The organism is Bradyrhizobium zhanjiangense, from assembly GCF_004114935.1.
Classification (GTDB): Bacteria; Pseudomonadota; Alphaproteobacteria; order Rhizobiales; family Xanthobacteraceae; genus Bradyrhizobium; species Bradyrhizobium zhanjiangense.
In genome coordinates, this window is record NZ_CP022221.1 from 3554806 (window position 1) to 3581493 (window position 26688).

18 protein-coding genes and 5 pseudogenes are annotated in these 26688 nt (G+C 62.3%); 12 read left to right on the plus strand and 11 right to left on the minus strand.

The window, feature by feature from the left end; genetic code table 11:
* Window positions 1-771: 771 nt before the first annotated feature.
* The 4 genes from XH85_RS16715 to XH85_RS16730 form a co-directional block, all read right to left on the minus strand.
* Entirely contained in the window at window positions 772-999 is a 228-nt protein-coding gene (locus XH85_RS16715) for a hypothetical protein (protein ID WP_128932666.1), read from the minus strand.
* Between the two features lie 50 nt (window positions 1000-1049).
* A complete protein-coding gene (locus XH85_RS16720) occupies window positions 1050-3083 on the minus strand; it encodes an acyltransferase family protein (RefSeq protein WP_128932667.1) in 2034 nt (677 codons plus the stop codon).
* 1691 nt (window positions 3084-4774) lie between these two features.
* Window positions 4775-4921, minus strand: a complete 147-nt coding sequence (locus XH85_RS45130; protein WP_164940500.1) for a hypothetical protein — start codon at window positions 4919-4921, stop codon at window positions 4775-4777.
* Window positions 4922-4969: 48 nt separating this feature from the next.
* Complete coding sequence (locus XH85_RS16730) at window positions 4970-5701, minus strand: ATP-dependent DNA ligase (protein ID WP_338025644.1); 732 nt, start codon at window positions 5699-5701, stop codon at window positions 4970-4972.
* Between the two features lie 397 nt (window positions 5702-6098).
* On the opposite strand from XH85_RS16730, the gene XH85_RS46690 reads away from it, so the two are divergent.
* On the plus strand, window positions 6099-6323 hold the full coding sequence (locus XH85_RS46690) for a hypothetical protein (RefSeq protein ID WP_164940499.1): 225 nt from the start codon (window positions 6099-6101) through the stop codon (window positions 6321-6323).
* A 96-nt stretch (window positions 6324-6419) separates the two neighbouring features.
* On the opposite strand, the gene XH85_RS16740 is transcribed toward XH85_RS46690, so the two are convergent.
* The 3 genes from XH85_RS16740 to XH85_RS16750 all read right to left on the minus strand — a co-directional run bounded on the left by XH85_RS16740 (window position 6420) and on the right by XH85_RS16750 (window position 10660).
* Entirely contained in the window at window positions 6420-6848 is a 429-nt protein-coding gene (locus XH85_RS16740; protein WP_128932669.1) for a GlcG/HbpS family heme-binding protein, read from the minus strand.
* A complete protein-coding gene (locus tag XH85_RS16745) occupies window positions 6841-9816 on the minus strand; it encodes an FAD-binding and (Fe-S)-binding domain-containing protein (protein ID WP_128932670.1) in 2976 nt (991 codons plus the stop codon). The genes XH85_RS16740 and XH85_RS16745 overlap by 8 nt, the downstream gene beginning before the upstream one ends.
* Before the next feature lie 106 nt (window positions 9817-9922).
* On the minus strand, window positions 9923-10660 hold the full coding sequence (locus tag XH85_RS16750) for a GntR family transcriptional regulator (RefSeq protein WP_164940498.1): 738 nt from the start codon (window positions 10658-10660) through the stop codon (window positions 9923-9925).
* Window positions 10661-10793: 133 nt separating this feature from the next.
* On the opposite strand from XH85_RS16750, the gene XH85_RS16755 reads away from it, so the two are divergent.
* The 7 genes from XH85_RS16755 to XH85_RS16785 all read left to right on the plus strand — a co-directional run bounded on the left by XH85_RS16755 (window position 10794) and on the right by XH85_RS16785 (window position 18572).
* On the plus strand, window positions 10794-11996 hold the full coding sequence (locus tag XH85_RS16755; protein WP_420837894.1) for a pyridoxal-phosphate-dependent aminotransferase family protein: 1203 nt from the start codon (window positions 10794-10796) through the stop codon (window positions 11994-11996).
* A 143-nt stretch (window positions 11997-12139) separates the two neighbouring features.
* Entirely contained in the window at window positions 12140-13339 is a 1200-nt protein-coding gene (locus XH85_RS16760) for a pyridoxal-phosphate-dependent aminotransferase family protein (protein ID WP_128932673.1), read from the plus strand.
* A 28-nt stretch (window positions 13340-13367) separates the two neighbouring features.
* Window positions 13368-14162, plus strand: coding sequence for an enoyl-CoA hydratase/isomerase family protein (locus tag XH85_RS16765; protein WP_128932674.1), 795 nt, complete (start codon window positions 13368-13370; stop codon window positions 14160-14162).
* A gap of 135 nt (window positions 14163-14297) precedes the next feature.
* A complete protein-coding gene (locus XH85_RS16770) occupies window positions 14298-15293 on the plus strand; it encodes a Bug family tripartite tricarboxylate transporter substrate binding protein (RefSeq protein ID WP_128932675.1) in 996 nt (331 codons plus the stop codon).
* 174 nt (window positions 15294-15467) lie between these two features.
* Window positions 15468-16010, plus strand: coding sequence for a tripartite tricarboxylate transporter TctB family protein (locus XH85_RS16775; RefSeq protein WP_164940785.1), 543 nt, complete (start codon window positions 15468-15470; stop codon window positions 16008-16010).
* An 11-nt stretch (window positions 16011-16021) separates the two neighbouring features.
* Window positions 16022-17539 carry a tripartite tricarboxylate transporter permease gene (locus XH85_RS16780; RefSeq protein WP_128932677.1) on the plus strand — a complete coding sequence of 506 codons (1518 nt, stop codon included), beginning with the start codon at window positions 16022-16024 and terminating at the stop codon, window positions 17537-17539.
* Between the two features lie 160 nt (window positions 17540-17699).
* On the plus strand, window positions 17700-18572 hold the full coding sequence (locus tag XH85_RS16785) for an outer membrane protein (protein ID WP_128932678.1): 873 nt from the start codon (window positions 17700-17702) through the stop codon (window positions 18570-18572).
* Between the two features lie 67 nt (window positions 18573-18639).
* Here XH85_RS16785 and XH85_RS16790 read toward each other — a convergent pair whose 3' ends face one another.
* Entirely contained in the window at window positions 18640-19833 is a 1194-nt protein-coding gene (locus XH85_RS16790) for a CaiB/BaiF CoA transferase family protein (RefSeq protein ID WP_164940643.1), read from the minus strand.
* A 130-nt stretch (window positions 19834-19963) separates the two neighbouring features.
* Window positions 19964-20266, minus strand: coding sequence for a hypothetical protein (locus XH85_RS16795; protein WP_128932680.1), 303 nt, complete (start codon window positions 20264-20266; stop codon window positions 19964-19966).
* 203 nt (window positions 20267-20469) lie between these two features.
* Here XH85_RS16795 and XH85_RS16800 point away from each other — a divergent pair, with 203 nt between their 5' ends.
* Window positions 20470-23514: a M10 family metallopeptidase C-terminal domain-containing protein gene (locus XH85_RS16800; protein WP_245474131.1), complete on the plus strand. Its 3045-nt coding sequence runs from the start codon at window positions 20470-20472 to the stop codon at window positions 23512-23514.
* A 13-nt stretch (window positions 23515-23527) separates the two neighbouring features.
* Here XH85_RS16800 and XH85_RS16805 read toward each other — a convergent pair.
* Window positions 23528-23857 (minus strand): annotated as a pseudogene (locus tag XH85_RS16805) (transposase); the annotation flags it as partial.
* 4 nt (window positions 23858-23861) lie between these two features.
* Between XH85_RS16805 and XH85_RS16810 the strand changes: the two are divergent.
* The 3 pseudogenes from XH85_RS16810 to XH85_RS16820 form a co-directional block, all read left to right on the plus strand.
* A pseudogene (locus tag XH85_RS16810) lies at window positions 23862-24308 on the plus strand (tripartite tricarboxylate transporter TctB family protein); the annotation flags it as partial.
* An 11-nt stretch (window positions 24309-24319) separates the two neighbouring features.
* A pseudogene (locus XH85_RS16815) lies at window positions 24320-25165 on the plus strand (tripartite tricarboxylate transporter permease).
* Between the two features lie 369 nt (window positions 25166-25534).
* A pseudogene (locus XH85_RS16820) lies at window positions 25535-26039 on the plus strand (tripartite tricarboxylate transporter permease); the annotation flags it as partial.
* On the opposite strand, the pseudogene XH85_RS16825 reads toward XH85_RS16820, so the two are convergent.
* Window positions 25991-26479, minus strand: a pseudogene (locus tag XH85_RS16825) (CoA transferase); the annotation flags it as partial. The pseudogenes XH85_RS16820 and XH85_RS16825 overlap by 49 nt on opposite strands.
* Window positions 26480-26688: the final 209 nt, after the last annotated feature.

Below are 26688 nucleotides of genomic sequence, written 5' to 3' on the forward strand. Positions count from 1 at the left end.
TAGCAGGAGCACAGCCTCTCTCAACTTATTTTCCAGTGTCCTGCTTCGCTTGCGGTAGCATGACGCGCTGAGTGCGCGTTGCCGGCTGAGTTCGCGCTTATCCACCTATTCACAGGGCGGCAAACATGGGCGCCGCGCGAACGCAAGGGGTAAGCTTCAGGCCTAGTGGGCGGTGTCCGGCTTAGGATTGCCGCTCTTTGGTCTCGCTGCTTCTTTTGCCCTGGCCGCCATCCACGCATCGTATTCGGGCGTGCCTGCACGCGGCGGCGCATCGGCAGGCAAGCCACCCATCCAATGCGGTAGGTCCGCCAGCCGCTGCCCGATAGTGGCGTTCACGCCATTGGGATCAGGCACAGTGTAGAAATTGCTCGCGGTGGTGCAGCCAGCTAGCGATAGGCAGGCAAGGAATACGAATAAAGCACGCTTCATGCCGATCTATTTGGCTGCTGATTGTGGCCTAGGCAGGGTGAGGAGGGCGAGCGCAAGGGATGAGGCTAGAAGGTGGGCAAGATTATTTTTTTTAGAGTAAGGCCCATTGCGCGCGCCATTCGCCTCACCGATCCGGTGTGCCGACCGAGCGCCGCCGCTACCTCCGACACGACACGACGGCGCGCCAGCCACGCAAGCCGCTTCCGCTCAGCCTCAGTCCATTCCTTCGGTTTCGACGATCTCATGTCGAAATGATCGAATGAGCACGATGCGAGCGATATTGGGAAATTTACGGGTGGCGGCGAGCGACTAAAGCGACCCGAAGTGCCGCTGGGATGGATTTCAACTGATGGCGATCACTGCCGCTGCCGCCGCCCATGCGTTCACCCGTCCGATCCTTTGAAGCTCCCCGATCATTGTGTCGATGTTATCGAGAATATTGATCCGAGATGCCCAAAGCCACAGCCCAGCGGCAAGCAATGAAACCGCCACGCCGAGGAACGCCGCTATTTTCCATTTCAGCCCCAATGTCGACTTGTATGTTTTTTTGCGACCGGAAAGCGAGCGCAAGAGGAGACGGCCCCAATAATCGGTGGATCGACAATGCCGCCATGCCGCGATCAAAAGTGCTTCATGATTAGCGGTGCGAGATGCTCGCGGGCGTGCCAAAGGGATGCATGCGGTCTGAGGTGCACGGTGTCTGCCGTAATGAGCCCTTCGCGCCGGTTGTCGCCTAAAAAGGCGAGGCATCCTTGCGCGTTGCAGAAGGCCTGCATCTCGTCGATGAACTCGAATGGCTCGTCTTCTCGCAGCTGCGATTGGAATTTCCAGGTCAGCGACATCGCTGGAATGTCCAGATGTCCCGGGATGTAGCGCGGAGTCGATGCCCAGAAGTGGTCGAGGACAGTGCGTGGAAGCGCAAATTTCCAATGCGGACGCATGCCGAGCACAAGCACATGCTTGACGCCGTAGCCTTTCACGCGCGTGGCGAACTGGCGGATGTAATCGATGTCGTAGGAGTTGTTGGAGGAGAGCAGGAGCACGTCCGGTGGATCAATCTTAATCCGCTCCAGGGCGAAATGGTTCGCCATGTTGCAGTGATGTGTGTTGATGATGTGCTCGACCACGACGCTGACCTGACAGCCCGAACTGTAGATCATTAAGATCGAGATCTCCTTCGGAAGCGTGGCTTTGAGGCCGTAGTAGAGGTCAGCGGCGTTTGAATCCCCAAGAATCATGAGGCTCTTGTCCGAATGCCTGATGTAGCAACTTGGGTCGATGGCGTCGCGCGGAACAAGAGTGGGGATCGGGCTATCTACGTTATAAAAGTTACACTGATCCTGCCCGACGTCTCTATGTTCGGTCTGCATAATCGGAGAGGCATTGCCGAAGTACGTGACGTAATCGCGCTTGTCGGCAGACAGTCGCCCGGGAAGTCCGTCGCCCACGAGGGTGATAATTCCAATCGAGCCGATGAGGACGACTGCGGATGCGAGTGCCGGCGCGATCCAGCCCTGACGGCATCCGAACCTGATCGGCTTCTCCACGTAGTGATAGGTGAGCCAGGCGAGGCCGATTGCGGCGACGATCAACGTCGCACGAAGGATCGGCGGTGCGGCCTCGCCATCGAAAAACAAACGCGCAAATGCCAGCAAGGGCCAGTGCCAGAGATAAAGCGGATAGCTGATCAGGCCGGACCAAACCAGGAGCCTGTTCGAGAGCGCGTACCGGTTGAGCCAGGCGTGAGGGCCCGCGGCGATCGTGAGATAGGTCCCGAGCACGGGCAGAAGAGCTGCCCAGCCGGGAAACTCGTTACGCTTAGTGATGACGTAGATCGACGAGAGGATCATCGCCATTCCAAGCGTCGACAGGACATGGCGATAGAATTTGTCGGGATCGATACCGCAGTCGCGTTCAAAAAAGACGGTTCTAAGAGCGGCCGCGATGATCCGCTCAATCCATACAGCCCACGGGGGGGATGTGACGATGACCAGCGCAAGGACGCTGCCGGCGGTAAGCTCCCAAAAGCGACCGATCGGCGAATAGAACGCGGCCACTGGGTTTGGTCCGACCGTCTTGATTCCGTAGACAAACGAGGCGGTAAAGATAGCGGCAAACAATAGGACGCGCCGCAACTTGGCGCGCCACGCTAGCCACAGAAGAGCTGGCCAGATGAGGTAGAATTGCTCCTCGATCCCTAGTGACCAGAGATGGAGCAGAACTTTCGAGTCGGAGGCGACATCGAAATAATTGGCTTCCTGCCAGAGCGCTAGGTTCGCGACGAAACCGGCGCTGGCCGCCGTGTGTTTGCCCAACCGGCTGAAATCGTCGGGCCAGTACAGGACGGCGCCCGCCAGCAGGCATGCGAGCAGGACGATGATCAGCGCCGGGAAGATTCGCTTGATGCGCCGAAAGTAAAACGACGTAAAGCTGAAACGTTGCTCGATCGTCTCATGGAGGATGATCGAGGTGATCAGATAACCGGAGATCACGAAGAAGATATCGACGCCAACGAATCCGCTTCGGACTACACCGGGAAAAGCATGAAAAGCGACCACCGAGAGAACGGCAATCGCCCTCAGTCCGTCGATATCTGGCCTGTACTTTGTGCCGATCTCCGAACTGATTTGCGGTCCCCGCAATGGCGTGTGCATATGCTCGTTCCCCGACTAACCCGCTGAGGAGCTTTACCTTGCACGCATTGCGTGGGCAACCGATGCGAGAGCATTTATAAGCTTCGACTAAAGATGGTGGTCCCATTCTACCGGTTAGCTACATATCACCCGAGGGTGGGCCTGATAACCCGGACCGAGATATAGCCGCGCAATGCCTGGTCAGCATGCATCCTGATTGGCGTCGGGATAACGGTCGGCTGAACGTGATAGCGCATTGGCCTGGCCATTGTGGCCGGGGGGCCGCGCTATGTCCAGAGGGGAAACTCTCGGGTGTTTTCCAACTTCCGGCTGCCGGTCCGTCACCGGCAACGGTCTTGTATAGCCGACAACCGAGAGCACCATCATGTCCAACATCATTGAACTCCGCCCACCCCCGGCGCTACAAGGTGGCGACTGTCCCCTCAGTGCAAAAGACCTGCACAGATTTGCGCGAGCGGCGCGATATCGGATGGAGGGAAGATCTGTGACATCACTTCGTGTCAGACTGCGCGCGAAGGACGCATTCTTTGCAGACCGAACTCAACAGCCCATACGCGGGCTGCAACGGTAAGCGTCGGCGCCGATCTCATAGGGAATGCAACCGTCTGGCGGCACATGCCAGATGGCCAAGGCGATGAATAAGGGGGCGCCAGCTTGGCAGGCTTCTCTATTGCGGCTCTCTCAGGCGACCAGTTTAATGGTCTCGATCAGTGGGAGGATCGCGAATGCAAAAAAGATTATGGTCGTCGCAATGACCGCCGCCCTCGCGCTAGTTGGTTGCGGAAGAGAGCCTGGACCAAAGGGCGATCCGGGACCGCAAGGCCCGGCGGGCCCGCAAGGCGCTCAAGGAATTCAGGGCGTACCCGGTCCACAGGGACCTGCCGGCGCGCAAGGGCCGCAGGGACCGCAGGGACCAAAAGGCGATAAGGGGGACAAGGGTGATCCGGCGCTCGTCAACATCCGCGCCGTGCAAGCGGATGGCGCAGTCAATTGCGATAATAGCGAAGCACTGGTATCCGTATTTTGTCCTAGTGGAGGAGCCGCAGACGGCGCGAAATGTGGGTCCTCGCCGACAGTCGGTCTCTGCATGAAGAAGTAAAGACAAATGGCCCGCCGGTTCACGCTGGCGGGCCCCAAGCTCTCGCTGGTCTTGCAGGTCAGGCGCCAACGAAGGCATGGTTGGAGGTGAGCCAAAATTGGTTTGTAGCCTTCTTTTCGGGCCGGATGGCGGTAGCCTGCTTTCTGGCTGCCATATTGGCTGACAGCGCCACCCGCAGAATCGGGGGCGTCGATCTCGCTCCGCCGGTTCAGGCCGGCCGGCCACGCTGCTACAGCCTTTTAGCGACCGGCAACCGAGGTCGTAATCTACAGTCCAAACTCTCGCCGGCTCACAAGGTCGGCGGGGTTTTTCTTTGCCAAGCGAATCAAGTAGCCTCCGCGCTTTCATAAGAGGCCCTCTGATGTCAATTTCAGATCGTGGGCGCCAGCGTCGGACGGCAGTTCATTGAGGGGCAGCCCAATCGCTTTACTTGGCGTGTCAGCTATGAGCGGGACGGCCGCGGACTTTTCCACTATGAGGTCGACGGCCGAAGAGCACAATCCTCGATGAACACCGTTGAAATCGCCCGGCGCGAACTCGGCGCAGACTAGGCTGTGACGATACCAGCCGCGGGGCTTTGGTCCCACGCTCACTACTTGCGGCCAGTAAGCAATGAAACAATGATCGGCTTGTCCTCAGGGCTCTCTTGGTAGACCAAGACGCTGATAACGAACCAAGCCGCCACGATGCCCAGCGTGATCGCGAGTGGCCGGAGCCAGGAACCGTGTTGGTAATCCATGGCGAGTGCTCCTTTCGCCACGCAACGCCCACCGCTCCGAAATGTTCTTCAGCCGAGGGCATCCATCACGCGATACATTGCCGGATACGTGCGGTTCTTCACCTTGATCCAGTGTTTCTGCCGGCCACCACGATATGGCCGATCGTGGTGCTTGGACACTAGACCCTCTAGGCCCATGCGGCACGCCGCCCGGAATAGGTCAGGGCCGATCTCGCCGCGCTCGAAGGGCGCCACTGTGACCCCGTCCGGCCGGCGAGCCACCAACTGCTCGAGGTTCGCCTTGCGCATGTGAAGGGGCAGGAACCGCAGGTCGTCGCCACCCATGGCGAGGATATCGAACGCGTAGAGCTGCACCTCGTGGTCGTGCTTGCGGCAGTGCAGCGCGTTGAAATCGGAGACGTCATCGACGCCCAGGTTCACCGCTTCGCCGTCGATGACGAATTGCTTCTGCCGGCTCCAGCGCCGCCTCGGCAATCCAGGATAGCGCTTGGTCCAATCGGTGCCATTGCGGGATAGCAGGCGCACGCGTTTGTCCTCCCGAATCCGGTAGCCGTCGTGCTTTACTTCGTGGATCCAGTCCGGCCCGTCCGGGACCTGCTTGCCGGCGGTCGCCAGGCAGAGCTCGTGCGCCATACGCATGGGCAGGAGATGGCGCTTGCCGAAAATTTTACGAATCCTGCCCCATGCAGCCCTATCCGGAAGAGTACTGCCAATGTTCGGAAACGAACAGAACGCGCTTCGATGCTGTGAGTAAGCTCGCAGTCGCTTGAACTTCCCCAAGGTCCAAGCACCCCAAATGGCCCCGGCCACACCCACCCCTAGAAGCCCACTGGCCGGGGCCGTCTTTTTGCCTGCTATCGATATCCGATGGCAACGACCGGCAGTCCTTCCCATTGAAATCCCGCCACCACTTCTGCGCGGTCGGCCTCACAGATCGCCTTTTCAGTACTTCGCGAGCCTGCTTGGCCCGAATTGCGGCGCCCATGATCTGACCGCCCCAGATTTCCTCTCGCAACTGGTGCCCATGGCACATAGACTCCGCGGGAGCGAGCCGAAGGCAAGCCGCTACAAAGTGGCCTCAGCTCAGGGGACGGCGCCAAGCTTGGTCATGCCCTGCCGCCGCGTCTGAACGATTGGCGACCTAATCGACGACATCAGCCACGCTTGACGCATACGCATGATCACTTTAACTCCGCCCGTGACCACGTTGAAGGAGCATGAAGTGGCAAAGAAGACAAAGAGCAAGCGCAAAGAGTATACGAAGGTCGACGTCAAGCTACTCAAGGAACATTCCAAAGCTCGCACTCCAGTGGCCAAGCTTTCTAAGCTGATGAAACGATCCGAGGGCTCGTTGAGGCAAAAGGCGCGTAGCCTTGGAGTTGGCTTGGGCCATCAGCGCTAATCTGCACACAAAGAGATGGCTCGCCAAGTATGATCCGGCGGGCCCGATTTTGCTACCGATTGGCGCGTCTTTCCTTAACCATTCGGCGGACGAATCCTAGCCCGCATTGGCCTTCAACCCCGCCGCCTGGATGCCGGCGACCGCGCAGGCCTCGTCATTGTCGGAGGTGTCACCGGAGACGCCGACGGCGCCGAGCAGCATCGTGCCATCCATGATCAGCACGCCGCCGGGGACCGGCACCAGTGCGCCCTTGGCGATGGTGTTCACGGCGTCGATGAAAAAGGCCTGTTCCTGCGCGCGCTGGAATAGAGCGCGCGAGCCCATGCCCATCGCCAGAGGGCCATAGGCCTTGCCGTGCGCGATTTCGGCGCGCATCAGGCTGGTGCCTTCCTGGGAGGCTGCGAGCTTGAGCACGCCGCGCGTGTCCAGGATGGTGACGACCAGCGGCTTCAGCTTGAGCTCGCCGGCCTTCGCGAAGGCGGCATCGAGGATCTTGCGAGCAATGTTGAGCGTGAGGTCAGCCATGGCTGGTTTCCTTTGCAGCTGGAGAACCGGAATTGGTTTCGGCGCGATCGAGGCTCATTGCCAGCACGCGCGCGACGTGAAGGGCCTCGCGTTGGGCACCGTCGTGGATCTGGTGCCGGCAGGAGGTGCCGTCGGCAACGACAAGCGTCGTCCGGTCCGCGCGCCGCATGGCCGGAAGCAGCGACAGCTCGGCCATCTCGATCGAGGCATCATAGGTGTCGGCGCCATAGCCGAAGGCGCCGGCCATGCCGCAGCAGCTCGATTCGATGGTCTCTACCTTGAGGCCAGGGACGAGGCGCAGCACCTGCTCGACCGGCTTGAACGCGCCGAAGGATTTTTGATGACAATGGCCGTGCACAATGGCTTTGTCGGCGACGGTACCGAGCGGCAATTGCAGCCGGCCGGCCTCGGCCTCGCGCACCAGGAATTCCTCGAAAGTCAGCGCGTGGGCGCCGACGGCCTTGGCATTGTTGTCCTTGCGCAGCGAGGTGAGCTCGTCGCGAAGCGTCAAGAGGCAGCTCGGCTCGAGACCTATGATCGACACGCCACGCGCGGCGAAGGGTGCGAAGGTAGCCACGAGACGATCGAGCTCGGCCCTGGCCTCGTCGACGAGGCCGGCTGATAGGAACGTGCGGCCGCAGCAGAGCGGCCGGCTGCCGCTCGCAGGCTTCGGCAGATGGATGCGATAGCCGCCGGCCGCGAGCACGCGCAGAGCGGCCTCGAGATTTTCGCGCTCATAGATGCGGTTGAAAGTGTCAGCGAAGAGAACGACCTCGCGGCCACTCTCCGGTCCCACGCATGCGGCCGGCGGCACGAAGACATCGTTGCGGAAGGCGGGCAGGGCCCGGCGCGCGCTGATGCCGGCAATGCGCTCGAACAGCTTTCGCAAGAGCGGGCTGCGGTTGCGCAAATTCGCCAGCGGCGCGAAGCGTGAGGCAAGGCCGGCATAGCGCGGGAGGTAGCCGACCAGGCGGTCGCGCAACGTGAGGCCATGGGACTCTGCGCGCGCGGCCAGCACTTCGATCTTCATCTTGGCCATGTCGACGCCGGTCGGGCACTCGTGGCGGCATGCCTTGCACGAGACGCAGAGTTTCAGCGTCTCCATCATCTCGTCGGAGGAGAGCGCGTCAGGGCCGAGCTGGCCGGAGATCGCGAGCCGCAGCGTGTTGGCACGGCCGCGCGTGACATCCTTCTCGTTGCGTGTCGCGCGATAGGACGGGCACATCACGCCGCCCTCGAGCTTTCGGCAAGCGCCGTTGTTGTTGCACATCTCGACTGCGCCCTGGAAGCCGCCGCCGGCGCCGGGATAAGCGGACCAGTCGAGCCTGGTCTTCAGCTCGGTGACGCGATAGTCGGGCCGGTAACGGAACAGCGAGCGGTCGTCCATCCTGGGCGGATCGACGATCTTGCCGGGATTGAGCACGCCGGCGGGATCGAAGCGCTGCTTCACTTGCTTGAAGTCGGCGACGAGGCGTTCACCGAACATGGTTTCGTGGAATTCGGAGCGCACCAGGCCATCGCCATGCTCGCCGGAATGCGAGCCCTTGTACTCGCGCACCAGCGCAAACGCCTCTTCGGCGATGGCGCGCATCGCCTTGACGTCCTTCTCGAGCTTGAGGTTCAGCACGGGCCGCACATGCAGGCAGCCTTCGGATGCATGCGCATACATGGTGCCGCTGGTGCCGTGCTTGGCGAAGACTTCGTTCAGACGCGCGGTGTAGTCGGCGAGGTGCGGCAGCGGCACGGCGCAGTCCTCGACGAAGGAGACCGGTTTGCCCTCTTGCTTCATCGACATCATGACGTTGAGACCTGCGGCGCGGAAATCGGCGATGCCGCTCTGGAGCGCCGGCTCAGTGATCTCGATCACGCCGCCCCATTTGCGCTTGTCGTTGGTCCAGCCGAAGCCGAGATCGCCCATCAGCTCGCCGAGCTGCTTGAGGCCCGCCAGATTGTCGGCCTGGTCCTCCTCAGCGAACTCGACCACCAGCACGGCGTCCGGATCGCCCTTGATCGCGGCGGAGATGATCGGCTTGAACATCGCGATGTCGCGGCCGAGCGCGATCATGGTGCGGTCGACCAGCTCGACGGCAATCGGCTTGAGCTTGACCAGATGCTGGGCCGCGTCCATCGCTTCGTAGAAGCTGCCGAAATGGCAGACGCCGAGCGCCTTGTTGCGGATCACAGGCCACAGCTTCAGCTCGACCTTGGTGGTGAAGGCGAGGGTGCCTTCGGAGCCGACCAAGAGATGCGCCATGTTGTTCGGCGCATTGCGCGGCACCAGCGCATCGAGATTGTAGCCGCCGACCCGGCGCTGCACTTTTGGAAAGCGCGCGGCGATCTCGTCGGCCTCGCGCGTGCCGAGATCGAGCATGTCGCGGAAGAGGGCGCGGGTGCTGTCGCCGGCCTCAACATCGGAGAGATCGCGGGAGACCTCGCCGAAGCGGCTCAGCGTGCCGTCGGCGAGCGATGCCTCCATCGACAGCGTGTTGTCGCGCATGGTGCCGTAGCGCAGGCTGCGGCCGCCACAGGAATTGTTGCCGGCCATGCCGCCGATGGTGGCGCGCGAGGCCGTGGAGACGTCGACCGGAAACCACAGGCCGTGCTTCCTGAGCTGGCGGTTGAGGTCGTCCAGCACGATGCCGGGCTCGACCACGCAGGTCCGGCCCTCGACGTCGAGCGACAGGATCCGGTTCAGATACTTGGAGAGATCGACCACGAGCCCGTCATTGACGGTCTGGCCGCATTGCGAGGTGCCGCCACCGCGCGGTGTGACCTTCAGCCCCTCGTCGCGGGCGATGGCGAGCGACAGCAAGGCCTCGTCCATGGTCTTGGGCACGACCACGCCGGCCGGCATGATCTGATAGAACGAGGCGTCAGTGGCGTAGCGGCCGCGGCTAAAACCGTCGAACAGGACGTCGCCGGTTGTTTCCGCGCGCAAGCGCCGTTCGAGCGAAGAGGCGTTTGTCATCCCTGATCCCGGACCGATCCAGCGAGGTGGTCCAGCCTTGCTGAGTTATTCACTATGTTTCGCGTTCGATTATATTGTGAATTCAAAATGAGCAAGCCGGCCGTCCTCAGGACGAGGCTGCTGCGTTCTCTTGGGGCTCGCTCAGGTGCTCGATCGCGGCCGCGCGTTTGTTGCGCAGGTGCTGGAATAGGATGTCGCTGAGCTCGCTTGCGGCCCGGCGGCGCAGCGCATCGAGGATGGCCTCGTGCTCGCGCATGGCCTCAGCCCAGCGCTGCCGCTTGCGGGCGAAATTGGCGGAGTAGCGGACGCGGCGGATCCGGCCGGCGAAGTTGGCGTAAGCCGTCTTCAGCGTCTCGTTGCACGCGGCCGCGACGATGCTCTCGTGGATGCGCTGGTTGGCCTGGAAGTAGCCGTGCATGTCGCGATGCAGGTAGTGGCCGTACATCTCATAATGCAGCTGCTCGATCGCGGTGATTTCCGCATCGGTAATGGCTTCGCAGGCGAGGCGCCCGGCCAAACTCTCCAGTCCCGCCATCACGTCGAACAGCTCCTCGAGGTCGCGCTGGCTGAGCTGGCGCACCCGCGCGCCGCGATTGGGCAAAAGTTCGATCAGCCCCTCGGCAGCGAGCACCTTCAAGGCTTCGCGCAGGGGCGTTCGCGAGATTCCGAGCATCGCGCAGAGCTGCCGCTCGGGAACGCGCCCACCTTCCGGAATGTTACCCTCGACCACGTAGTCGCGCAGCCGCAGCAGGATCTCGCCATGAAGCGAGGCCTCTTGGCGGTCGCCGCCATTTGTGGCGGGCGGAGCGATCGGAACTCCGGTGTCGGGAATCGTGGATTTCATTTGCAGCACAGTAATTTGCCCATTCGGTCACGTCGACAGCCACAATCGAATACTAAACTTCGATTGAAAGGACAAAAAATGAATGCAAAATAACCGACAGGGCCGGCCAGAATCCACTGAGAGGGAGGTTTTCATGCATCAGGGACGCCATTTCCTCCAGATTCCGGGCCCGAGCCCAGTCCCCGAGCGCGTCCTGCGCGCCATGGACATGCCCGTCATCGACCATCGGAGCGCGGAATTCGCCGAGCTCGGCCGGACCGTGCTGGAGGGCAGCCAGAAGATTTTCCAGACCAAAGCTCCCGTCGTGATCTTCCCCTCGTCGGGGACAGGCGCCTGGGAGGCCGCGATCGTCAACACGCTGTCGCCGGGCGACAAGGTGCTGATGGTCGAGACCGGCCATTTCGCCACCCTGTGGCGGCAGATGGCCGGGCGCTTCGGCATCGAGGTCGATTTCGTTCCGGGCGACTGGCGCCGCGGCGCCGATCCGGCCGTGATCGAGGCCAGGCTCACCGATGACACCGCGCATGCGATCAAGGCTGTCATGGTCGTGCACAACGAGACCTCGACCGGTGCGACCAGCCGCATCGCGGAGATCCGCGCCGCGATCGATCGTGCCTCGCATCCGGCCCTCTTGATGGTCGACACCATCTCCTCGCTCGGCTCGGTCGACTACCGCCACGACGAGTGGAAAGTCGATGTCAGCGTCAGCTGCTCGCAGAAGGGGTTCATGCTGCCGCCGGGTCTCGGCTTCAACGCAATCTCGGACAAGGCCCGCGCCGTGGCCAAGACCAACCGGATGCCGCGCTCCTATTTCGACTGGGAGGAGATGCTCAAGCCCAACGCAAAAGGCTTCTTCCCCTATACGCCGGCGACCAATCTGCTCTACGGCCTGCGCGAGGCGATCGCGATGCTGCTGGAAGAGGGCCTCGACAACGTCTTTGCAAGGCATCAGCGGCTCGCTGCCGCGACGCGCGCTGCGGTCAACCATTGGGGCCTCGAGATTCTCTGCCAGGAGCCGGCCGAGTTCTCGCCAGTGCTCACGGCGGTGCTGATGCCGCCGGGGCATGACGCCGACCAGTTCCGGAAAGTGGTGCTCGACAATTACAACATGTCGCTCGGCTCGGGCCTGTCGAAGGTCGCCGGAAAGATCTTCCGCATCGGCCATCTCGGCGAATGCAACGCGCTGACGCTGCTCGGCGCGCTCACCGGCGTCGAGATGGGCCTGTCGGTCGCGGGCGTGCCGCATCGCGCCGGCGGTGTCGATGTCGCGATGAAGCTGTTGGAGCAGCGCCTGCCGGGCAATGCATCGCCGCATCTGAAGGTCGTCGGCACGTGAGGGCGGGCGCGATGGAAGGGGACGGCAGCCGAGGGCAGGCCGGCCCGTTATGCACGGACGGGCCCTCTTGGAGGAGGGGACAAGCTTGTCAAATGATGCTATTCGGCGCCCACCAAACCAAGGCTAGACCGGGAAGGACGCCGATGACCGTGCATACTGGAAGGCATTTCTTACAGATTCCAGGACCGACCAATGTGCCCGACCGGGTGCTGCGGGCGATGGACATGCCGACGCTGGACCATCGCGGTCCGGAGTTCGCCGAGCTCGGTTTTGCCGTCCTCGCCTCGATGCAGCGCGTATTCCGCACCAAGCAACCCGTGATCATCTTCCCCTCGTCCGGCACCGGCGCCTGGGAAGCGGCGATGGTCAATGTGTTCGCACCCGGCGACAAGGTCTTGATGTGCGAGACCGGCCAGTTCGCCGTGCTGTGGCGCGGCATCGCCGACAAGTTCAAGCTCGACGTCGACTTCATCCCGAGCGACTGGCGCCATGGCGCCGATCTTGCCGAGATCGAGAAGCGCCTCGCCGCCGACAAGCAGCACGCGATCAAGGCGGTCTGCGTCGTTCACAACGAGACCTCGACCGGCTGCGTGACGCCGCCCCTCGACGTGCGCAAGCTGCTCGACCGCGTCAAGCATCCGGCGCTGCTGATGGTCGACACCATCTCCGGCCTCGGCTCGATGGAATACGAGCACGATGCCTGGGGCATCGACGTCTCGGTCGCAGGCTCGCAGAAAGGTCTGATGCTGCCGCCGGGGCTCGGCTTCAACGCCGTCTCGGAGAAGGCGCTCGCGGTGGCGAAGGCCAACCCCGGCATGCGCTCCTACTGGGACTGGCAGGAGGTCATCAGCTTCAACAAGCTCGGCACCTTCCCCTATACGCCCGCGACAAACCTGCTCTACGGCCTGCGCGAAGCGGTCAAGATGCTGGAGGAGGAGGGGCTGGAGAACGTCTGGTCCCGCCACAAGCGCCACAGTGCGGCGACGCGCGCTGCGGTCAAGGTCTGGGGCCTGGAGACGCAGTGCGCCGATCGTGCCGCGCATTCGCCGGCGCTGACCGGCGTGCGTGTGCCGGAAGGGTACGACGCCGACGCTTTCCGCAAGGTGGTGCTGGACAACTTCGACATGTCGCTCGGCACCGGCCTAAACAAGGTCAAGGGCAAGGTGTTCCGCATCGGCCATATCGGCCATTTCAACGATCTGATGCTGATGGGCACGCTCGCCGGCGTCGAGATGGGCCTCGATCTTGCAAAGATTCCGCACCGGAGCGGCGGCGTGTTGGCGGCCATGGACGTCCTGAAGGGACGCGACATGATGCCGATGGCGAAGGCCCAGGTGGCTTGAACTAACTCTAAGAAGAAGTGAGCGCGCGATGAACGCACCGACTGCCAACGAAGACCTGCTCTACTCCGTCCAGGACGGCATCGCGCGGATCACCTTCAACCGCCCGCAGGCGCGCAACGCAATGACCTTCGCCATGTATGACCGCATGGCGGAGATCTGCCAGGAGATCAACGCCGATCGCTCGATCAAGGCGCTGATCCTGACCGGCGCCGGCGACAAGGCGTTCGCCTCCGGCACCGACATCTCGCAGTTCCGCGCCTTCAAGTCCGCGCAGGACGCGCTCGATTACGAGGCCCGTATCGACCGCGTGCTCGGCACGCTCGAGCAGTGCCGCGTGCCCGTGATCGCGGCCATCGCCGGCGCCTGCACCGGCGGGGGCGCCGGCATCGCGGCCTGCTGCGACCTCCGCATCGGCACCGAGACGACGCGGATGGGCTTTCCGATCGCGCGCACACTCGGCAACTGCCTGTCGATGTCGAATATCAGCCGCGTCGTCGCGCTGGTTGGTCCCGCCCGCACCAAGGATTTGATCTTCAGAGCGCGCCTGGTCGAGGCGCCGGAAGCCCTCGCGCTCGGCCTGCTCAACGAGGTCGTGCCCGACGTCGACACGTTGCAGCGCCGCGCCGAGGAGACCGCTAAGCTCGTCGCCAGCCACGCGCCGCTGACGCTGGAAGCGACCAAGGAAGCGGTGCGCCGCATCCGCCGCACGCTGTCGCGCGAAGAGGGCGAGGACCTGATCCTGAAGGCCTATATGAGCGAGGATTTCCGCGAGGGCATGGACGCCTTCCTCAACAAGCGCACGCCGAACTGGAAGGGCAGGTAAAGTCTCATGAGCTTTCGGCTTCGTCAGTCGAAAGTCATATGCGCTGAATTGCCCGTCTGCTTGAACTCGTCAGTATTAGTCCGCACAATGCAGGGATAGAATTTTCCGCACTACAACTCAAAAAAACATCAGGGGATGAAACTCGTGCGAATTCCAGTAAAAGCCGTCGGCGCTGCGACGGCGCTGTTGTTGAGCACGCCGGCCTTCGCCGGCTGGGAACCGTCAAAGCCCGTCGAGATCGTGGTGGCGGCGGGCGCGGGTGGCGCCTCCGACCAGATGGCGCGGATGATGCAGGCCGCGATCCAGAAGAACAATCTGATGAAGCAGCCGATGGTCGTCTCGCTCAAGGGCGGCGCATCGGGCGCGGAAGCGCTGATGTACATGAAGTCCAGCGAGGGCGATCCGAACAAGGTGCTGATCGCCTACTCGCTGATCTACATGCTGCCACTGTCGGCGAAGATCCCGTTCAACTGGCGCGAGCTGACCCCGGTCTCGGTGATCGCGCTCGACCAGTTCGTGCTATGGGACAACAGCGCAGGTCCCAAGACGGTGAAGGAATTCGTCGCCGCCGCGAAGGCGGCGAGCTCGCCGTTCAAGATGGGCGGCACCGGCTCCAAGCGTGAGGATCACGTGCTGACCGTTTTCCTGGAGCAGAAGACCGGCGCGAAGTTCTCCTATCTGCCCTACAAGTCCGGCGGCGAAGCCGCGACCCAGCTGGTCGGCAATCACACCGAAGCCAACGTGAACAATCCATCCGAAAATCTCGAAGTCTGGCGCGCGGGCCAAGTGCGTCCGCTCTGCGTGTTCGACAAGGAGCGCATCGCCTACACCAGCAAGGTGACAGAGACGCAGTCCTGGGCCGACATCCCGACCTGCAAGGAGGAGGGCGTCGACGTCCAGTACCTGATGCTGCGCGCGATGTTCCTGCCCGGCAAGGTCACGCCGGAGCAGCAGGCCTTCTATGTCGATCTCTTCCACAAGGTGACGCAGACCGCCGAGTACAAGGACTACATGGAAAAGCAGGCGTTGAAGCCGATCTTCCTCACCGGCAAGGACATGGTGCAGTTCCTCGAGGAGGACGACGCCATCAACAAGTCGCTGATGACCGAAGCCGGCTTCGTTGCGAAGTAGCTGTGACTTCTCCCTCTCCCCGTCCTTACGGGGAGAGGGTTGGGGTGAGGGGCTCTCTCCCCGAAGATAGTGACAGATGGACTCGCGGAGAGTCCCCCCTACCCGGCGCTTCGCGCCGACCTCTCCCCGCAAGCGGGGCGAGGTGATGTAACGCAGACTTTCGCAAATCGGCCCATGTCCCAAACCGATCTTGAAATCGTCGTCGACGATCCGACCGCGCCCGAGGACGACTCCCCCTCCGTCGTGTCCTCCGGCACGATCGAGATCGTCGTCTGCCTCCTGCTGCTGGCCCTTGCCGTCACGTTCGGCTACGACAATTGGCGCACAGGTGCGTCCTGGGATGCGACCGGGCCCGAGCCCGGCTATTTCCCGTTCTATCTCTGCGTCATCCTCGGCGGCGGCAGCCTCTACGGCCTGATCGTGGCGCTCCTCGCGCACCGCGCGGCGCGCGAGGTCTTCGTGACGCGGGCGCAAGCGCGCCGCGTGATGGCGGTGTTCGTGCCGACGCTACTGTTCTGCCTGGTGACCCAGTTCCTCGGCCTCTATGTCGCGAGCTTCCTCCTGATCTCGGGCTTCATGCGCCTCGTCGGCAAGATCGCGCTGTGGAAGTCGCTGCTCACCGCTTTCGTGTTCACGGCGATCATGTTCGTCACCTTCGATATCGCCTTCGACGTCATCATGCCGAAAGGGCCGCTCGAAGCGGCCCTCGGCCGCTAGGACGGATCGCGATGGAAGCGTTTGGTCTCCTGCTTCACGGCTTCGCGGTCCTGCTGACGTGGAAGACGCTCATGCTGATGATGGTCGGGCTGGTGCTCGGCATCTTCGTCGGCGTGCTGCCGGGGCTCGGCGGCCCCAACGGCGTTGCGATCCTGTTGCCGCTCACCTTCACGATGGATCCGACCTCGGCGATCGTGATGCTGTCCTGCATCTATTGGGGCGCGCTGTTCGGCGGTGCGATCACCTCGATCCTGTTCAACATCCCCGGCGAAGCCTGGTCGGTCGCGACCACCTTCGACGGCTATCCGATGGCGCAGCAGGGCAGGGCGGCGGAGGCGCTGACCGCGGCGTTCACGTCCTCCTTCATCGGCTCGCTGGTCGCGGTGATGCTGATCACCTTCCTCGCGCCGATGATCTCGTCCTTTGCCCTGAAATTCGGCCCGCCCGAGTTCTTCGCGGTGTATCTATTGACCTTCTGCTCCTTTGTCGGCCTCGGCCGCGAGGCCAAGCACAAGACCGTCATCTCGATGTCGCTGGGGCTCCTGCTCGCCGGCATCGGCATGGACACGGTGTCAGGCCAGTTGCGCATGACCTTCGGCTCGGCCGAGCTTTTGCGCGGTATCAACTTCCTGGTCGCGGTGATCGGCCTGTTCGGCATCAGCGAGATATTGCTGACGATGGAGGAGCGCCTGGCGCTGCGCGGACATGCGGCGAGCATCTCGCTGCGCGTCGTGCTCAGCGTCTGGAAGGACCTGCCGAAATATTGGGTGACGCTGCTACGCTCGTCCTTCATCGGCTGCTGGCTCGGCATCACCCCGGGCGGCGCGATCGCGGCATCCTTCATGGGCTACAATCTGGCCAAGCGCTTTGCCAAGGAGCCCGAGAGCTTCGGCAAGGGCCGCATCGAGGGCGTGTTCGCGCCCGAGACGGCGGCGCATGCGTCCGGCACCTCGGCGCTGCTGCCGATGCTGGCGCTCGGCATTCCCGGCTCCGGCACCGCGGCGATCCTTCTCGGCGGCCTGATGGTATGGGGGCTCAATCCGGGGCCGCTGCTGTTCGTCGAGCACAAGGATTTCGTCTGGGGTCTGATCGCCTCGATGTATCTCGGCAACGTCGTCGGTCTCGCGCTGGTGCTGACGACGGTGCCGATCTTCGCCTCGATCCTGCGCGTGCCGTTTGCGGCGGTGGCGCCGATGATCGTGGTGTCCTGCGCGATCGGTGCCTATGCGATCCAGAACGCGATGTTCGACATCTGGCTGATGCTCGGCTTCGGAATCGTCGGCTACGTCTTCAAGAAGATCGGCATTCCCCTGGCGCCGTTCACGCTCGCGCTCGTGCTCGGCAACCGCGCCGAGGATGCCTTCCGCCTGTCCATGATCGGCTCCGGCGGGACCCTGAAGGTGTTCTGGTCGAACGGGCTGGTCGGCTCGATCACGACGCTGGCGATCGTGCTGCTGTTTTGGCCCTTGATCGATGGTTTGCTGGGCCGTGTCGGTTGGAGGCAGCGGGGCAGAACGGCGACACCATGAGAAATGAATTAGATCAGTGCCTTAGTTCTATGATGTCGCGGTAGTCCTACTCGGGCGCCTAGTCATTGTTTCCAAATGTTGCCGTTGCGCGACAGCCTAGGCCGGGCCCTGGCGCGTATGTTCCTCGTGGAACTTTTTTATTTTTCACGAGGGATTTGCAATGAAGCGGGTTGTGATGGGAATTGTGGCAGTGTCGCTGGTCGCGAACAGCGCACTGGCCGCTGATCTGGCGTCCAAGCCCTACGTGAAGGCGCCGGTCGTCGTCGATCCGGTCTGGAGTTGGACAGGCTTTTATGCCGGATTGAACGCTGGGTACAGCTGGGGCCGAGCGAACACCACCGTGGCGCCGATCGCGCTGCCATTCCCGGCCGTACAATTCGGTTCGTTTGGTCAGAATGTCGATGGTTGGCTGGCCGGCGGTCAGCTGGGCTACAACTGGCAGGTCGATCCCAAATGGGTCGTTGGCCTCGAGGGTGACATTCAGGCGACCGGCGAGCGATCGTCGCGGACGGTGACCACGACGAGCGCGCGTTACGGTTCGAATATCATCGGCCTCCCAATCGGCAATGACTTCAACTCCATTGCGACGCTCACTGCAAATCTGTCCTACGACCTGCAGTGGTTCGCGACGTTCCGCGGACGAGTCGGCGTCCTGTCGGATCCGCAGACTCTCTGGTATGCGACCGGCGGTCTCGCTGTTGGCGAGTTCAAGTATTCGTCCGCGACCGCTCTCGGAATTCAAGTCTTCGGGCCGGGTCTCGGCGGCACGACTCCGCTCGGCGCATTCAACTTTCCGATCGGTGCGGGGGTGAGCAGCACCGATACCCGAGTCGGCTGGACGGTGGGCGCGGGCGTCGAACGCAAGTTCACCCGGAATTGGTCGGCGAAGCTCGAATACCTTTACATGGATTTCGGCAGTAAGACTTACTTCGTCGGAACCGCTAACCAGGCGGACGTCAGCTTCCACGATCATATTCTGCGTGCCGGCTTCAACTATGCGTTCACGCCAACGCCGGTCGTTGCAAAATACTGAGCTGCGCAGCGCGAACTCCGCCTCGATGCCCGGCAATCTTGCCGGGCATTGTCGTTTCTGACCTGGCTCACACCACTTTGGCGTCCCTGAGCTTGGCAATCTCGGCGGCGCCGAAGCCAAACTCCTTCAGAACCTCGTCGGTCTGCTCCCCGAATTCCGGCGGCCGCGCCACCATCTTGCTCGGCGTGCGCGACAGCGTCACGGGCTGGCCGACCAGGCGGATGTGACGGTCCTGGTCGTTCGGCACGTCCTGCGCGATGCCGAGATGCTTGACCTGCGCGTCCTCGAACATCTGGTCGATGGCATAGATCGGCCCGCAGGGCACGCCGGCCTCGTTGAGCTCACGGACCCAGGTCTCGGTCGACTTCGTCACGGTGCGCTTCTCGATCTCGGCGTTGAGCGCGTCGCGGTTCTTGGAGCGGGCAGGGGCCGTCGCGTAGTCGGGATGGCCAAAGAGCTCCGGCGCGCCGATCGCCTGGGCGCAGCGCTCCCAGATCCGTCCGCCCGTGGTGGCGATGTTGATATAGCCGTCCGAGGTCTTGAACACGCCGGTCGGGATGCTGGTCGGGTGGTTGTTGCCGGCCTGCTTGGCCACCTCCTTCTCCATCAGCCAGCGCGCGGCTTGGAAATCGAGCATGAAGATCTGGGCCTGGAGCAGCGAGGTCTGCACCCACTGGCCCTTGCCGGAGACCTCGCGCTCGAGCAGCGCGGTGAGAATGCCCATGGCGCAGAACAGGCCCGCCGTGAGGTCGGCGACGGGAATGCCGACCCGCATCGGTCCTTCGCCCGGCGCGCCGGTGATCGACATCAGCCCGCCCATGCCCTGCGCGATCTGATCGAAGCCCGGGCGCTTGTGATAGGGGCCGTCCTGGCCGAAGCCGGAGATGCTGCCATAGACGATGCGCGGGTTGATCGCGGCGAGGCTCTCATACTCGATGCCGAGCTTCTTCTTCACGTCGGGGCGGAAATTCTCGACCACGACGTCGGCCCTGGCGGCAAGGCGCTTGAACACGGCGAGCCCGCGCTCGTCTTTCAAGTTGAGCGTTATGGCCCGCTTGTTGCGGTGCAAATTCTGGAAGTCGGAACCCCGCCTGGGTCCGCCCGGCTGCTCGCCCCCAGCGTCCTCGGTCAGCGCATCGATCTTGATGACATTGGCGCCCCAATCCGCGAGCTGCCGCACGCAGGTCGGCCCGGAGCGGACCCGGGTCAGATCGAGCACGGTGAAGCGCGACAGGGCTTCCGAGGCATGCGGAAAGGGCATCGTGAAAGGCTCCGGGACAGATTGCGGGCCCACCATAGTGCCGAAAGGCCCTGCGACAAGTCTGGGCCGGCGCGGATGCCACCTGTCGAAATGCAATGCCTGGCGCGGTTTGCCGCGCTCCGTGAAGGAATCAGCGCGACAGGCGCTTCAGTTCCGCGCGCGCCTTCTCAGCCAGCGGGTCATCGCCGTGGCGGGCAATGAAGAGCTCAAAGGCCTCCCGCGTTCCCTTCCGGCGGGCCGCTTCGTATTCCTCGGCCACCGCAACGGCAGGATCCCGGGCCATTGGCATGGTGGGCGAGCGTCCCGCCTTGCCGCTGTCATCCGCATTGGCCTTCTCCACCATGACGGGCAGTCCTTCGAAGGGCGTGTGATCGAATCCGGCGAGCGCCGCGAGGGCGCCAAACAGGCCGGCCGCGAGTGAACGTCGTTTCATGAAACCCTGCAAATTACGTGAGGGCGGGAACCGAGAGCTCTTGCCTTTGTTTCCCGTATCACTACGGGATTTCATAGCTAACACCGCATTATGGCAGAGGTCCGGGCACTCTCGCCCCATTTAAACCAAACGCTTAACTCTCTAGCTAGACTAATCTGTTAACGCCTCGAATTGGATGGGGCCTCCTGCTTCGGAGATTCGCTTTGGCAACCGCGGTTACGGTCACCAAGACCAACAACGCCGATATCGATGGTCTGCTGTCGGGCTACAAATGGTCGGGCGCGATCTCCTATAGTTTCCCGGATTCGTCCAGCGACTACGCCAATCCGTACACCGGCGGCAGCAGCGAGCCGACCACGTCGGGCTTCGCCTCGGCGCCGACCCAGATGCAGACGGCGATCAACTACGCCATCGGATTGATCAACGGCTACACCAACGCCAACATCCAGTACGCAGGCACGAACGGCGCCGACATCATGATCGCGCAGTCGCCGTCGGCCAACCCGACCTCCTACGCGTACTATCCCGGCAACTATGCCTCCGGCGGCGACATCTGGTTCGGGACTCAATACAATTACTCGCTGGCCAAGCTCGGCAATTATTACTTCGTGACCGCGCTTCACGAGCTTGGCCACGCCATAGGCCTCAAGCACAGCCAGGAGACCGGTGGGCCGGCCAACGTCGCAGTGCCGACCGCGCACGACGACAGCGAATATACCGTCATGAGTTATCGCAGCTATGTCGGCGCTTCGACCACGAGCGGATACACCAATGAGGGCTACGGATATCCGCAGACCTATATGGCCAACGATATCCTCGCGCTGCAGACGATGTACGGTGCGAACTTCACGACCCAGAGCAGCAACACGGTCTACACCTGGAATCCGACCACGGGGCAGGAGTTCATCAATGGCGTCGGGCAGGCCGCGCCCGGCGGCGGTGTCGGGGGCTCGGCCAATCGAATCTACGAGACGGTCTGGGACGGCGGCGGCGTCGATACTTACGACCTGTCGAGCTACGCGACGAACCTGAGCATCAACCTCAACCCCGGCGCGTCGTCGGTATTCTCGTCCGTTCAACTGGCCTATCTCGGCGATGGCCATTACGCATCCGGCAACGTCTACAACGCCTATCTCTATAACGGTGACGCGCGTTCCTATATCGACAATGCCATTGGCGGTTCCGGCAACGACACGTTGGTAGGCAACGCCATTGCCAACACGCTGAACGGCAGCTTCGGCAACGATAAGATAACCGGGGGTGGCGGCAACGACACCATCATCGGCGGCTCCGGCACCGATACGGCGGTGTATTCGGGCAGCGAAGCCAACTACGCCATCTCCTATGACTCGGCGACGCAAATCTTTACAATCATCGACCAGCGTTCCGGTTCGCCTGACGGTACCGACACCGTGACTGGGGTGGAATATTTCCAGTTTGCCGATCGCACGATCGCGGGCTCCTCGATGATCCCGCCGATCGTCATCGAAGCCGCCGGCTTGACCAAACTGGACCAGATCGGCAGCTACTATTTTCTCGATCCGGTCAGCGGCGGTACGGGCCCATCAGTCAAATATGCCGGGACGCCTTTTGCTGCATCCACTCAGGTTGGAGGCTGGACGCCGATCGGAGCGGAGCAGACGGCAAACGGGTATCAGATTGCCTGGAAGGTGATCGGTTCGGATCAGTACTCGGTCTGGAACGCCGACAGCAACGGCAACTATGTCTCCTCTGCGACCGCGGTCGTCTCAGGAAGCAGTGCGATCCTTGAAGCATTTGAGAGCAGCTTCCATCAGGACCTCAACGCCGACGGCGTGATCGGCATACCTACGACGAGCGTAACCGTGGTCGAAGCCGCCGGCTTGACCAAACTGGACCAGATCGGCAGCTACTATTTTCTCGATCCGATTAGCGGCGGTACAGGCCCATCAGTCAAATATGCCGGAACGCCTTTTGCTGCATCGACTCAGGTCGGAGCCTGGACGCCGATCGGGGCGGAGCAGACGGCAAACGGATATCAGATTGCCTGGAAGGTGATCGGTTCGGATCAGTACTCGGTCTGGAATGCCGAGAGCAACGGCAACTATGTCTCCTCCGCGACCGCGGTCGTCTCAGGAAGCAGCGCGATCCTTGAAGCATTTGAGAGCAGCTTCCAGCAGGACCTCAACGCCGACGGCGTGATCGGCATACCTACGACGAGCGTAACCGTGGTCGAAGCCGCCGGCTTGACCAAACTGGACCAGATCGGCAGCTACTATTTTCTCGATCCGGTCAGCGGCGGTACGGGCCCATCAGTCAAATATGCCGGGACGCCTTTTGCTGCATCCACTCAGGTTGGAGGCTGGACGCCGATCGGAGCGGAGCAGACGGCAAACGGGTATCAGATTGCCTGGAAGGTGATCGGTTCGGATCAGTACTCGGTCTGGAACGCCGACAGCAACGGCAACTATGTCTCCTCTGCGACCGCGGTCGTCTCAGGAAGCAGTGCGATCCTTGAAGCATTTGAGAGCAGCTTCCATCAGGACCTCAACGCCGACGGCGTGATCGGCATACCTACGACGAGCGTAACCGTGGTCGAAGCCGCCGGCTTGACCAAACTGGACCAGATCGGCAGCTATTATTTTCTCGATCCGATTAGCGGCGGTACAGGCCCATCAGTCAAATATGCCGGAACGCCTTTTGCTGCATCGACTCAGGTCGGAGCCTGGACGCCGATCGGGGCGGAACAGACGGCAAACGGATATCAGATTGCCTGGAAGGTGATCGGTTCGGATCAGTACTCGGTCTGGAACGCCGAGAGCAACGGCAACTATGTCTCCTCCGCGACCGCGGTCGTCTCAGGAAGCAGCGCGATCCTTGAACCATTTGAGAGCAGCTTCCAGCAGGACCTCAACGCCGACAGCGTGATCGGCATACCTGCGGCGAGCGTAACCGTGGTCGAAGCCGCCGGCTCAAGTCCTGCATCGCAAGGGGCCAGGATCGCAGCTGGCAATGATAGTTTCGTACTTCACCGGGGCATCGATGGGGCCGGTGTAGTAAATGCTGGAAGCGCGGAAGTTGTCGCGCCTGATGGATTTTCTTTGGTTGCTATCTGCAAACAGCTGACGGAGCTCTTGCACGAAACGCCGAGCGATCAATCCCACGCCATCTCTCAGTTGGGGAGCGATTTTCACGATGCGGTCATGGGGCGGGATACAGCCAACGTACATATGGCCGACCTGAATACCGGCTACTTCATTGTCCATTAGGCCGTGTGGACAGTTACCTTAGCCAGATTGGAGCGGCAGCGATCGTTACGATGGCGAAGTAATTTCGGGCGGTCTTTTCGTAGCGCATTGCGACGCGCCTGAACCGCTTCAGTTTTGAGAAGCAGCATTCGATCACGTGACGCTCGGCATAGAGAGGCTTGTTGGGCGGATGTTTGATTGCCCGTGAGGGGGGTGTTCGGGAGACGGCTTGTGCGGCTTTTGCGCCGATGGCGGATCGCAACGCATCGGAATCGTAGGTCGCATCGTCCATCAGGATATTGGCTGAGAGCCCCTCGATGAGCGGTTGGGCCTGAGACGCATCGCCGGCTTGACCTGCCGTTAGGCCGATGGCCGTCCTGCTGCTCGCGCTCTCCGTCACGTTCGGCTACGACAATTGGCGCACCGGTGCGTCCTGGGATGCGACCGGGCCCGAGCCCGGCTATTTCCCGTTCTATCTCTGCGTCATTCTCGGCGGCGGCAGCCTCTACGGCCTGATCGTGGCGCTCCTCGCGCACCACGCGGCGCGCGAGACCTTCGTGACGCGGGCGCAAGCGCGCCGCGTGATGGCGGTGTTCGTGCCGACGCTACTGTTCTGCCTGGTGACCCAGTTCCTCGGCCTCTATGTCGCGAGCTTCCTCCTGATCTCGGGCTTCATGCGCCTCGTCGGCAAGATCGCGCTGTGGAAGTCGCTGCTCACCGCTTTCGTGTTCACGGCGATCATGTTCGTCACCTTCGATATCGCCTTCGACGTCATCATGCCGAAAGGGCCGCTCGAAGCGGCCCTCGGCCGCTAGGACGGATCGCGATGGAAGCGTTTGGTCTCCTGATTCACGGCTTCGCGGTCCTGCTGACGTGGAAGACGATCGTGCTGATGATGGTCGGGCTGGTGCTCGGCATCTTCGTCGGCGTGCTGCCGGGTCTCGGCGGCCCCAACGGCGTTGCGATCCTGTTGCCGCTCACCTTCACGATGGACCCGACCTCGGCGATCGTGATGCTGTCCTGCATCTATTGGGGCGCGCTGTTCGGCGGTGCGATCACCTCGATCCTGTTCAACATCCCCGGCGAAGCCTGGTCGGTCGCGACCACCTTCGACGGCTATCCGATGGCGCAGCAGGGCAGGGCGGCGGAGGCGCTGACCGCGGCGTTCACGTCCTCCTTCATCGGCTCGCCGGCTCGGCATCACACCGGGATCGCGGCATCCCGAGAGCTTCGGCAAGGGTCGCATCGAGGGCGTGTTCGCGCCCGAGACGGCGGCGCATGCGTCCGGCACCTCGGCGCTGCTGCCGATGCTGGCGCTCGGCATTCCCGGCTCGGGCACCGCGGCGATCCTGCTCGGCGGCCTGATGGTGTGGGGGCTCAATCCAGGGCCGCTGCTGTTCGTCGAGCACAAGGATTTCGTCTGGGGCCTCATCGCCTCGATGTATCTCGGCAACCCTTGGCGCCGTTCACGCTCGCGCTTGTGCTCGGCAACCGCGCCGAGGATGCCTTCCTGTCCATGATCGGCTCCGGTGGCGACCTCAAGGTGTTCTGGTCGAACGGGTTGGTCGGCTCCATCACGACGCTGGCGATCCTGCTGCTGTTCTGGCCGGCCATCGACGGTCTGTTCGGTCGCGTCCGGTGGACGCAGCGGTCAAAGTCCTCGGCTCACTAAGCGGCTGCGCGAAGCAGCAGTTTATACCGCGAAGAACCATGGTTGATGACTTAGCTTGTCCGACTCTTGAAAGCAGGGCGGGCGAGCTACCGGTTAGTTCTGTGATAACTTTACGCGCGGGTATATCCTCTGCTCCGCGGAGCTTGATTCGCATGCTGGAAGCCATTCTCCTGTTACTGGCGATCGGGGCTGTGGCTCTCGTGATAATCGCATTTTGGGGATTGCATAGGCACGTCTGATTTTAGTGCGGCCAAGTCGGAGCGTCCACAACCAGCGTAAGCGGTCGCCGCTTCGCGATTGCGGGATACGCAGCGGTTACTGAGGAATGATCCCTCAAAGAGGATAGGGACAGAAGCTCGGCTAACGGAGATCAATCCTGGGCCGCAGCTTTTCATTGAGCACAAGGGTTTCGTCTGAAATCTGATCGCCGCGATGTATGCCGGCAATGTCGTTGGCCTCGTTGCTGGTGCTGACGGCGGTGCCGACCTTCGTCTTGATCCTGCGCGTGCCGTCTGCCGCGATGGCGCCGATGATTGTGGCGACCTGTGCGATCGGCGCCTACACGATCCAGAACGCGATGTTCGACGTCTGGCTGATGCTCGGCTTCGGAATCGTTGGTTACATTTTCAAGAAGATCAGCATTCCCCTGGCGCCGTTCACCCTGGCACTCGTGCTCGGCAATCGGACCGAGGATGCCTTTCGTCTGCCGATGATCGGCTCCGACGGCAAGCTCAAGGTGTTCTGGTCGAACGGCCGGGTCGGTTCGATCATGACGCTGGCGATCGTGCTGCTGTTCTGGCGGCTAATCGACCGATTGCGTGCCCGCGGGCGCGCGGTGATCGACATCAGCCCGCCCATGCCCTGCGCGATCTGATCGAAGCCCGGGCGCTTGTGATAGGGGCCGTCCTGGCCGAAGCCGGAGATGCTGCCATAGACGATGCGCGAGTTGATCGCGGCGAGGCTCTCATAGTCGATGCCGAGCTTTTTCTTCACGTCGGGGCGGAAATTCTCGACCACGACGTCGGCCTTGGCGGCGAGGCGCTTGAACACGGCGAGCCCGCGCTCGTCTTTCAGATTGAGCGTCATCGCCCGCTTGTTGCGGTGCAGATTCTGGAAGCCGGAACCCCGCCGAGGTCCGCCCGGCTGCTCGCCACCAGCATCCTCGGTCAGCGCGCCGATCTTGATGACATTGGCGCCCCAATCCGCGATCTGCCGCACGCAGGTCGGCCGGAGCGGACCCGGGTCAGATCGAGCAAAGGTGAAGCGCGACAGGGCTTGGGATTGAGGCGGGAAAAGGCATTTTGATACCTCTATTTGGCAGGCGGCTTTGGGGCTCTGCTTATCTGCTTAAGATAATTTAGAGAGGCCCTTCCAACTGTTGCTCGAAGGACAAACCAGGCCGCAAACAGACGGCCACGGTTCCGTGGAGATCGGCTCCCGCCCCTGCTGCTGTTCAGGCCGGCTAAGTCGCCCGCTGCACCATCGCCAAGTCTCGACAATCACTCCGCCGACTGCTAGCCCGT